Genomic DNA, 11,835 nt, shown 5'->3' on the forward strand with positions numbered 1-11,835 from the left:
GAAGCCTTGTCGCCACCGCATGTGGCAGCGTTCTTGGCAGCCGGTGGTCGTTTGACCAATGGCTATGGCCCGACCGAGTGCACGACCTTCTCCTGCACCGAGGCGGTGAGCGGCGAGATCGACGGGACTGCCATTCCGATTGGTAAACCCATTGCCAATGCACAGACCTACATCCTCGATGCGAATCTGGAACCGGTGCCAGTGGGCGTGGCCGGTGAGCTGTATATCGCTGGCGATGGCTTGGCCCGTGGTTATTTGAACCGGCCGGATCTGACCGCCGAGAAGTTCGTCCCGAATCCGTTCGGCCAGGCTGGGGCACGCATGTACCGCTCCGGCGATCTGGCGCGTTATCTACCCGATGGCCGCATCGACTATCTGGGCCGGATCGACCAGCAAGTGAAGCTGCGCGGTTTCCGCATCGAACTCGGCGAGATTGAAGCGACGCTGATGGCGCTGCCGGGTGTACGGAGTGCAGTGGTGCTGGCGCGAGAGGATGTACCCGGCGATAAACGCCTAGTGGCCTACGTGGTAGCCGATGCAGGGCAAAAAATCGAAGTGTCCGCGTTGCGCGAACAGTTGGGCCAACGCCTGCCCGACTACATGGTGCCGGCGCACTTCATGCTGCTGGATCAGCTGCCGCTGACCCCGAACGGCAAAGTCGACCGTAAAGCACTCCCCGCGCCGGAACGCAGCAACGACACGGTCAACTTCGTCGCCCCGCGCAACGCCACCGAAACCCAACTCGCCGCCATCTGGGCCGAAGTGTTGAAACTCGACCGCATCGGCATCCACGACAACTTCTTTGAGTTGGGCGGCCATTCGCTGCTCGCGACGCAAGTCAGCTCGCAACTGCGCCGCCAGCTCGGCCGTGATCTGCCGCTGCGGCAGTTCTTCGATCACCCGACCATCGCTGCATTGGCGACGGTGCTGGATGCGGCCAGTGCCCAGCATGCGGCGGCACCACTGCTGCCGCTGGCTCGCAACAACGAGACAACCCACACCTTCCCGCTGTCCTTCGCCCAGCAACGACTGTGGTTCCTGGATCAGTTCGACCCCGGCAGTGCGTCCTACAACATCCCGGCGGCCTTGCATCTGCAAGGTGCACTCGATGCCGAGGCGCTGCGCCAAGCGTTCGAACATCTGATCGGCCGTCATGAAGCCCTGCGTACGCACTTTGCGCAGCAGGACAGCATTCCAGTGCAGGTTGTCACTGCAGCAAATCGTTTTGCGCTACCGCTGCTTGATCTTACGTCGCTGCCGACGACGGAACGTGCCGACGCAGCCGCTACAGCATTGCGTGACGAAGCCAATCGTCCGTTCGATCTCGCCACCGGCCCGCTGATTCGCGCCGGGCTGATCCGGCTGGCTGACGACGAGCATCTGCTCTATTACACGCTGCACCACATCGTCGCCGATGGCTGGTCGATGGGGGTGTTGCTGGATGAACTGACTCAGCTGTACCAAGCACAGCGCACACAGCAACCGGCCCAACTCCGGTCGCTGCCGATCCAGTACGCCGACTTCGCCGCTTGGCAGCGCCAGTGGCTGACGGGTGCTGTACTGCAAGACCAGTTGGATTACTGGCAAGAAGCATTGCAAGGCAGCCCGGCGCTGCTGACCCTGCCCACCGACCGGCCACGCCCGACGGTGCAGACCTATGCCGGCGCCAGCCATGTCGCGGACTTGCCGGCGGCAAGCCGGATAGCCCTTTTTGCACTCAGCCAACAACACGGCTGCACGCCATTCATGGCACTGACTGCCGCCTTCAATGTGCTGCTGTCCCGCTATTCCGGCCAGATCGACCTGTGCCTCGGCACCCCGATCGCCAACCGCAACCGCGCCGAAACCGAAGGGCTGATCGGTTTCTTCGTCAATACGCTGGTGCTGCGCAGCCACATCGATCCGCAGGCGAGCTTTACGGAACTGCTGCAACAAGTGCGGACGATGACACTGGCCGCTTATGACCACCAAGACCTGCCGTTCGAACAACTGGTCGAAGCACTCAACCCGGTCCGCGATACCAGCTATACCCCGCTGTTCCAGGTCATGCTGGTGTTGCAAAACCAGCCGGCCCCATCGTTGCAGCTGCCAGATCTGAATCTGGAATTCGTCAGCATCGACGCCACCGCCGCCAAGTTCGACCTGACCTTGAACGTGATCGAACAAGGCGAGCACTGGACGCTGCAGTGGGAATACAACACCGACCTGTTCGATGCCGCGACGATTGCGCGGATGGCCGGGCATTTCGGCGTATTACTGGAGGGCATTGCGACTGATCCGACTTGCCAAGTTAGTGCCTTGCCGTGGCTCAGCGAGACGGAATCCCGCCAGTTACTGGTCGATTGGAACGCAACTACCGTTGCGTATCCACAGGATCAGGCGATCCATCGACTGTTCGAGCAGCACGCCGCCAAGACGCCCGATCAGATCGCCCTGGTGTTCGAAGACCAGCAACTGAGTTACGGCGAACTCGATGCCCGCGCCAATCAACTGGCGCATTACCTGCGCAGCCAAGGCGTTGGGCCGGATGTGTTGGTCGGCCTGTGTCTGGAACGCTCGCTCGATCTAGTGATTGGTCTGCTGGCGGTGCTTAAGGCTGGTGGCGCATATCTGCCGCTCGACCCGGACTATCCGGTGGAACGGCTGAGCTACATGCTGGCCGATGCCAAGCCGCAGCTGGTGCTGACGCCATCGGCGCATCGCGCTGTGCTAGTTGGACACGCTATCGATCTGTGCTGCCTGGATGAGTCGGCAGCCTTGTTCGCAAGCTACCCCACCACCAACCCAGACCTCCCCATCCAGCCGCAGCAACTGGCCTACGTGATCTACACCTCGGGTTCGACCGGCCGGCCCAAGGGCGTAGGCGTGCCGCATGCCGGCATCCTCAACCGCCTGCAATGGATGCAGGCGGAATACGCGCTCACGGCGGCGGATCATGTGTTGCAGAAAACGCCGTTCAGTTTCGATGTATCGGTGTGGGAATTCTTCTGGCCGCTCGCCTATGGCGCACGGTTGGTGCTCGCCAAGCCGGACGGCCACAAAGACCCGGCCTATCTGGCTCGGCTGATCGACGTAGCCGCCATCACCACGTTGCATTTCGTGCCGCCCATGCTGGAGGTCTTCCTCGCCAGCGCGGATACGCAGCATTGCCGCACGCTCCGGCAGGTGATGTGCAGCGGACAGGCGCTACCGCTCGAATTGCAGCGCCGCTTCCACACGGCCCTACCCGGCGTTGCACTGCATAACCTGTATGGCCCGACCGAGGCTTCGGTCGATGTGACCTACTGGCCGTGCCAGCCGGATACGCCGCTCTCGTGCGTGCCCATCGGCCGGCCGATTGCCAACATTCAGATTTATCTGCTGGATGCCAACTTGCAGCCCGTGCCGGTCGGCGTGACCGGCGAGCTGTACATCGCGGGCGTCGGCTTGGCGCGTGGCTATCTGAACCGGCCCGAGCTGACCGCCGAGACCTTCATTCCGAATCCGTATGGTGAGCCGGGCGCACGCATGTATCGCTCCGGCGATCTGGCGCGGTATCTGCCCGATGGCAACATCGAGTACCTCGGCCGCATCGACCATCAGGTAAAGGTGCGCGGTTTCCGTATCGAACTGGGCGAGATCGAGACCGCCCTCGCCACCCTCCCGGCCCTGCGCGATGCCGTGGTACTGGCCCGCAATGACGACGGCGACACACGTTTGGTGGCCTATCTGGTGCCGCACGCCGGGCAAACGCTGCCGGAGACGCCAGCCCTGCGCGATCACCTGTTGCGCAGCCTGCCGGAGTACATGGTGCCGGCGCATTTCGTCGTGCTGGATCAGTTGCCGCTCACCTCGAACGGCAAGGTCGATCGCAAGGCGCTGCCCGCGCCGGAACGCAATCGGGACGAAACTGCATTCGTCGCCCCACGCAACGAAACCGAAGCGCAACTCGCCGCCATCTGGGCCGAGGTGCTCAAGCTCGATCGCGTCGGCGTGCATGACAACTTCTTCGAGTTGGGCGGGCATTCTCTGCTCGCCGTCGCGCTCGTCAACCGGATTCGCCAAGCCGGGCTCGGCACCGATGTGCGCGCCGTATTCACGCACCCGACGGTGGCCGGTTTAGCGCTGGCGCTGCATGGCGGCAGCGCGCAAGTCACCGCGCCGCCCAACCTAATTCCGGCCGGCTGCGATGCGATCACCCCGGCGATGCTGCCTTTGGTCGATCTCTCGGCCGATGCCATCGCAACCATCGTCGCAGCCACGCCGGGTGGCGCAGCCAATATCCAGGACATCTACCCGCTCGCACCGCTGCAGGAAGGCATGCTGTTCCACCACCTGCTGGACGAGACGAGCGACGCTTACCTCGCCCAGCTGCAGTTCGGTTTCGCCAGCCGGGCACTGCTCGATGGCTTCCTGGCCGCGCTGCAAAGCGTGATCGACCGCCACGACATCCTGCGCACCGCCGTGCACTGGCGCGAGCTGGCCGAGCCGGTGCAAGTGGTGCTGCGCAACGCGCCGCTGACCGTGGAAGAAGTGAAGCTCGCCGCCAATGCAGGCGACATCGCCCAACAACTGAGCGAGCGCTTCGACCCGCGCAGTTATCGCCTCAATGTCAGCGCAGCGCCGATGATGCGTATCTTCGTGGCGGAAGACGTCGCGCACGGTCGCTGGGTGGCGCATCTGCTGCAACACCATCTGATCGACGACAACCTGACGCTGCAACTGCTGTTCGACGAAATCCGCCAGATCATGATCGGGCAGGCAGATCGGCTGCCACGCGCATTGCCATTCCGTGACTTCATCGCGCAGGCGCGACTGGGTGTGGCGACCGCCGAGCACGAAGCCTTCTTCAAAACGACGCTGGGCCATATCGACGAACCGACCGCGCCTTTCGGTGTGCTGGATGTGCTCGGCGATGGCGGCGACGTGGACGAAGTACGCCACACGCTGCCGGCCGCGCTCTCGCAGCAATTACGCCAGCAAGCACGCGCCTACAAGGTCAGCACCGCCAGCCTGATGCATCTGGCCTGGGGGCTGGTGCTGGCACGGCTGACCGGCCGCAGCGAAGTCGTGTTCGGCACCGTGCTGTTCGGCCGCCTGCAAGGTGGCGACGGGGCCGAGCGGATGATGGGCCCGTGCATCAACACCCTGCCGCTGTGCCTGACCGCCGGCGCTGGCAGCCTGCGCGATGCGGTTTCCGCCGCGCATGCCGCGCTCACGCAGTTGTTGCGCCACGAGCATGCACCGCTCGCATTGGCGCAACGCTGCAGCGGCGTGGTTGCGCCGATGCCGTTGTTCTCGGCACTGATCAACTGCCGCCGCGTGCAATCCGCCGCGCACGCCGAGCCGTTGGCCGGCTGCGAAATCATCCGTGCGGAAGAGCGCACCAACCTGCCCTTCGTGCTGTCGGTGGACGATCTGGGCGACGACTTCGTGCTGACCACGCAGATCGGTGCCGGCATCCCCGCCCAACGCATCCATGACTACGTGCGCACCGCGCTGGAAAGTCTGGTGGACGGGCTGGCCGCCCAGCCGGATGCCCCGATCGGCACGCTGAATGTGTTGCCCGTAGCGGAACGCAATCAGATTGCGAACTGGACCGCCGTCACCGCCGAGCCCGCGCACGATCAAGCGCTGCCGCAGCATTTCGAAGCACAAGCGGCACGTGTGCCGGAACGCATCGCAGTGGTGTGCGAAGCGGACACGCTCAGCTACAGCGAGCTAAACCGCCGCGCCAACCGGCTGGCGCATTACCTGCGCACCCAAGGTGTCGGCCCGGATGTGCTGGTCGGTCTATGTGTCGAACGCTCGCTCGATCTGCTGGTCGGCGTGCTCGGCATCCTGAAGGCCGGTGGTGCTTATGTGCCGCTCGACCCGGCTTATCCATCCGAGCGCCTGGCTTATATGTTGGCCGACGCCCAGCCGCGACTGGTGCTAACGCAGACGCCATTGCTGGCATCGCTGCCGGCCGGCATCGCCACTTTCACGCTGGACGATGGCGCGCTTGGTGCGTATCCCGACACCAACCCCGCCCCGCTCGCCGGCCCGGATCATCTGGCCTACGTGATCTACACCTCGGGCTCCACCGGCAAGCCCAAGGGCGCGTTGCTGCCGCATCGCAATGTACTGCGACTGTTTGCCGCCACCGATCATTGGTTCGGCTTTGGCGAGCGCGATGTGTGGACGCTGTTCCACTCCTTCGCTTTCGACTTCTCGGTGTGGGAAATCTGGGGCGCGTTGCTGCACGGCGGCAAGCTGGTGGTGGTGCCGCAAGCAGTCGCGCGTGATCCGGCGCAGTGCCATGCGCTGTTGCAGCGCGAAGGTGTGACGGTGCTCAACCAGACGCCATCGGCTTTCCAGCAACTGGTGCAAGTGGATTCGGATGTGGCTGGCGCGACGCTGCCCGACCTGCGCTACGTGATCTTCGGCGGCGAGGCATTGAACCGCGCCGCGCTGGCGCCGTGGTTCGTCAAGCATGGCGATGCGCAGCCGGCGCTGATCAATATGTACGGCATCACCGAAACCACGGTGCACGTCACCTATCAGCCGCTTGCGGCGGATGAAACGGCCGCGCCGGCTTCGGTCGGGAAAGCAATCCCGGACCTTGGCGCGCATATCCTCGATGCCCATCTCAACCCGGTGCCGCAGGGCGTGGCGGGCGAGCTGTACATTGCTGGCGCGGGTCTGGCGCGGGGCTACCTCAACCGGCCAGAACTGACCGCCGAGCGCTTTGTGCCCGATCCGTTCGGCAGCGTGCCCGGTGCCCGGCTGTATCGCACCGGCGATCTGGCCCGCCACCTGCCCGATGGCAATATCGAATACCTCGGTCGCATCGATCATCAGGTAAAAATCCGCGGCTTCCGCATTGAGCTGGGCGAGATCGAAGCGGCGCTGACGGCGCAGCCCGAAGTCCGCGAAGCGCTGGTGTTGGTGCGCGAAGACGAGCCGGGCGAGCGCCGGCTGGTCGCCTACCTCACCGCGCACGCCGATCACGCCATACCGGATGCCCCGGCGCTGCGCAGCCATCTGCTCTACACGCTGCCGGAATACATGGTGCCGCCGCACTTCATCGTGCTGGCCCGCCTGCCGCTGACCGAGAACGGCAAGGTCGACCGCAAAGCGCTGCCCGCGCCAGAACGCAGCCGGGACGACGCGGGTTATCAAGCACCGCGCAACGAGGTAGAAACCCAACTCGCCACGCTCTGGGCCGATGTGCTCAAGCTGGATCGCGTCGGCGTGCACGACAACTTCTTCGCGCTCGGCGGCCACTCGCTGCTGGCGGTCTCCCTCATCGGTCGCATGCGGCAGGCAGGCTTCGCGACCGATGTCCGCACCCTGTTCGCCGCGCCGACGGTGGCCGATCTGGCCGGCATCTTCACCGATCTGGCCACGGCGACGGATCAACGTGATGCATCGGTCGAAGTCCCGCCCAACCTGATTCCAGCCGGCAGCGACACGATCACGCCGGACATGCTGACGCTGGTGAGCTTGTCCCCCGCTGATATCGCCGCCGTGGTCGCCGCCACGCCGGGCGGTGCCGCCAATATCCAGGACATCTACCCGCTCGCGCCGCTGCAGGAAGGCATGCTGTTCCACCATCTGCTCGCGCAGGAGGGGGATGCTTATCTGGTCAAGTTCCAGTTCGGCTTCGATCGCCGCGAGCGGCTCGATCGCTTCCTGGCGGCGCTGCAAAGCGTGATCGACCGCCACGACATCCTGCGCACCGCCGTGCTGTCGCAGCATCTGGATGAACCGGTGCAAGTGGTCTGGCGCAGCGCCACGCTGCAGGTCGAAATCGTGCCGCTGGACCCCGCCAATGGCGAGATCACGGCGCAACTGAACACGCGCTACGATCCGCGCCGCATGCGACTGGAGATCAGCCACGCGCCGCTGATGCGCGCCTTCATCGCCGACGATGCGCCCCACGGCCGCTGGGTGCTGCATCTGCTGCAGCACCACATGATCGACGACAACCTGACCATGCAATGGCTGTTCGCCGAAATCGACCAGATCATGGCCGGGCAAGCCGACCAACTGCCGCGGGCGATGCCGTTCCGCAACTTCATCGCGCAGGCCCGGCTCGGGGTGAGCATGGACGCGCACGAGGCGTTCTTCTCCCGCACGCTCGGGGCCATCGATGCGCCGACCGCGCCGTTTGGCGTGATCGATGTGCGTGGCGATGGCAGCGCGATCGATGATGCCAAGCAGGTGTTGCCAGCTGCGCTGTCCCGCCGCATCCGCGATGGTGCGCGTACAGCGCAGGTGAGCACCGCCAGCCTGATGCATCTGGCCTGGGGGCTGGTGCTGGCCCGGCTGACCGGCCGCCAGGACGTCGTCTTCGGCACCGTGCTGTTCGGGCGCATGCAAGGCGGCGACGGCGCGGATCGCGTCATGGGGCCGTGCATCAATACCCTGCCGCTGTGCCTGTCCATCGCCGACGGCAGCCTGCTCGATCGCGTGCGGGCAACCCATACCGCGCTGACCGAGCTGATGCGCCACGAGCACGCGCCGCTGGCCGTCGCGCAACGGGCCAGCGGCGTAACGCCACCGCAGCCGCTGTTCACCTCCCTGCTGAACTGCCGACGCACCCGCACGACCGCCGAAACGCCGATGGCTGGCATCGAATTCCTCGGCATGCAGGAACGCACCAACCTGCCGTTCGTGATGGCGGTGGATGACTGGGCGGAGGACTTCCTGCTGTCGGCGCAAGCCGGTGCTGGCATCGAGGCACAACGCATGTGCGACTACATGTGCACCGCGCTGGAGCAACTGGTGCAAGGGCTGGAAACTGCGCCGCATGCTTCTGTCGCGACGCTGGGGATTTTGTCTGTTGCTGAGCGTAGGCAGCTGGTGACGGATTGGAATGCCACGGCAACTGATTATCCGCGGGTGAGTATTCAGGCGCTGTTTGAGCAGCAGGTTGCTGCTGCACCGGAGCGGGTTGCTGCGTTGTTTGGAGGGGATGAATCTAGAAACTCAAAATCTCACCAACCGTTTGCGCATAGCGCTGCCGCTTCTGGCCTCCCCCTTTTTGAAGGGGGACCGAGGGGGATTTCGACGCCATCACCACTTGAAATGCCGCAGAAATCCCCCCTAGCCCCCCTTCACGAAGGGGGGAATGGAAGTAGCGACGTTGCGGAAGTTGGTTTTGAGCAGGCGCTCAGTTATGGCGAACTGAACCGCCGCGCCAATCAGCTGGCGCATGCCTTGCGGGCGCGTGGCGTCGGCCCGGACGTGCTGGTCGGCCTGTGCGCGGAACGTTCGTTCGAAGCGCTGGTTGGCGTACTCGGCATTCTCAAGGCCGGTGGGGCTTACCTGCCGCTCGATCCGGCGCTGCCGGCGCAACGGCTCGCTTATATCCTGAGCGATGCCGCACCGGCACTGGTGCTGAGTCATGGCGAGGCGTGGGCAGCACTCGGTCTGGATGGCGTGCCGAGCTTGCGCCTCGATGATGCCTCGTTGCCGGGATTGCCCAATCACAACCCGACCGATGTGACCTCGCCCGACCACCTCGCCTACGTGATGTACACCTCCGGCTCCACCGGCCAGCCCAAGGGCGTACTGGTCACCCATCGCAACGTCGTGCGACTGGTGCGGGAGACGCATTACTTCTCCCTCGACGCTGATGCCCGCGTGCTGCAGCTGGCCCCGACCACCTTCGATGCCACCACCTTCGAGTTGTGGGCACCGTTGTTGAATGGCGCGGTGGTGGCGTTGCCGGCACCGGGTCGGCTGACATTGGCCGCCATTGGCGAATTCATCGAGTCCCAACGCATCGATACGCTGTGGCTGACCTCGGCGCTGTTCAATCAGATGGTCGATCACGAATTGCCACGGCTGGTCAAAGCCCGGCATGTGCTGGCGGGGGGCGAGGCCTTGTCGCCACCGCATGTGGCAGCGTTCCTCGCGGCGGGTGGTCGTTTGACCAACGGCTACGGCCCGACGGAGTGCACCACCTTCTCGTGCACGGAAGCGGTAAGCGGGGAGATTGATGGGGCGGCCATTCCCATCGGCAAGCCGATTGCCAATGCACAGACCTACATCCTCGATGCGAATCTGGAGCCGGTGCCGGTGGGTGTGGCCGGTGAGCTGTATATCGCCGGCGACGGCTTGGCCCGTGGTTATTTGAACCGGCCTGACCTCACGGCCGAGAAGTTCGTCCCGAACCCCTACGCTGCAGCAGGTTCACGCATGTACCGCTCGGGCGATCTGGCCCGTTACCTGCCGGATGGTCGCATCGACTATCTCGGTCGCATCGATCAACAGGTAAAGCTGCGCGGTTTCCGCATCGAGCTCGGTGAGATCGAAGCGACGTTGATGGCGCTGCCGGGTGTACGGGATGCGGTGGTGCTGGCGCGTGAAGATGAACCGGGTGATAAGCGCTTGGTGGCCTACGTGGTTGCCGATGGCGGGCAAGAGATCGAAGTGTCCATGCTGCGCGAGCAATTAACACAACGCCTGCCCGACTACATGGTGCCGGCGCACTTCCTCGTACTGGATCAGCTGCCGCTGACCCCCAACGGCAAGGTCGACCGCAAAGCGCTGCCGGCACCAGAGCGCCACACCGATGAAGCCAACTTCGTCGCCCCGCGCAACACCACAGAGACCCAGCTCGCCGCCATCTGGGCCGAGGTCTTGAAGCTCGACCGCATCGGCATCCACGACAACTTCTTTGAGTTGGGCGGCCATTCGCTCTTGGCCACGCAAATCATGTCGCGCACCCGCCGCGAGCTGGGCGTGGACATTCCGCTGAACGTGATCTTCGAAACACCAACGATTGCGGCACTGGCGCAGCGCTACGACGAATTGCAGGGCCTGTTGCTGAATACCGATGTCCGCCTTGAGGACGACGACATGGAAGAGGTCGAGTACTGATGCGCCCCTCCGACAACCTGACTAGCGCCCAGCCATGCCGCTGCTGGCAAGGAGACGAACTATGCAAGAAATGATGCTCGGCGACGATTTCGCCGCCATGATCAGCGCCCTACCCGGTCAACAGCTCGGCGATGTGCCCGGCACGCTGGCGCGGGAGCGCCTGCAGCAACATGGTGCGGTGCTGCTACGCGGCTTTGCCAGCGATCTGGACGGCTTCGAGCGCTTCACGCAAACGGTCGCGGCGCGTTTCGTCCACAACGGCAACGACAGCCGCGAGTCGCTGGGCGACGAGGGCAAGACCCGCTCGGTCACGCCCGGCAGTAATTTCGTCGGCCCGCATTCCGAGTTCTCCTACATGCCGTTCCGGCCGGATGTGCTGTTCTTCTATTGCACGCGCCCGGCCCGTGACGGTGGCGCATCGCTGCTGTGGGACGGCATCAAGCTGTGGAATGCAATGCCGGACAGCACCCGCAAGCTGTTCCTGAACCAGCGCATTCGCTACCAGTATCTGCAGGTCGAGCTGGATTTCTTCGCCCAATTCTTCGGCACGGACGACCCCGACCAGCTCCACGCCAAGCTGCAAGCCGTGCCGGGCGCGACCTGCACCCGCACTGGCAACCACGTCGATTTTGAATACAACGTGCCAGCGCAGGTGCACCGGCAGCGCGACGACGTACTGGCGTTCTCCAACAGCATCGCTGTCTTCCCGCAAACCGGTTTCGACGATGGCTCGCTGCTCGACCCGGCCATTCGCGCCGATCTGCTCGACCTGGCCTTGCAGCACACGGTATCGATCGACATGCAAGCGGGCGACGTGCTGGTCGTCGACAACTGGCGGGCCATGCACGGCCGGACGCAATTCGCCGATGCCCAACGGCAGATCTGCATCCGCATGGGCTATCTCGGCGCGGATGTGCCACAGCCGTTCTCGGCGGCGCTTGAGGAAATTGAATATTGAGAACCTGCTTGCGATTGCAGATG

General features: G+C 64.3%; 2 protein-coding genes. Both read left to right on the top strand.

The window, feature by feature from the left end; translation table 11 throughout:
• Nucleotides 1-6 precede the first annotated feature (6 nt).
• Nucleotides 7-10,854, top strand: a complete 10,848-nt coding sequence (locus BR41_RS20550; RefSeq protein ID WP_281174023.1) for a non-ribosomal peptide synthetase — start codon at nucleotides 7-9, stop codon at nucleotides 10,852-10,854.
• 61 nt (nucleotides 10,855-10,915) lie between these two features.
• Nucleotides 10,916-11,812, top strand: a complete 897-nt coding sequence (locus BR41_RS20555) for a TauD/TfdA family dioxygenase (protein WP_035060988.1) — start codon at nucleotides 10,916-10,918, stop codon at nucleotides 11,810-11,812.
• The last annotated feature ends 23 nt before the right edge of the window (nucleotides 11,813-11,835 follow it).

The organism is Andreprevotia chitinilytica DSM 18519 (assembly GCF_000711875.1).
In the GTDB taxonomy this organism is placed as follows: Bacteria; Pseudomonadota; Gammaproteobacteria; order Burkholderiales; family Chitinibacteraceae; genus Andreprevotia; species Andreprevotia chitinilytica.

What these genes read in the sequence shown, in the direction of transcription:
- BR41_RS20555 (WP_035060988.1), top strand. Translation starts at nt 10,916, where the DNA reads ATGCAAGAAATGATGCTCGGCGACGATTTCGCCGCCATGATCAGCGCC.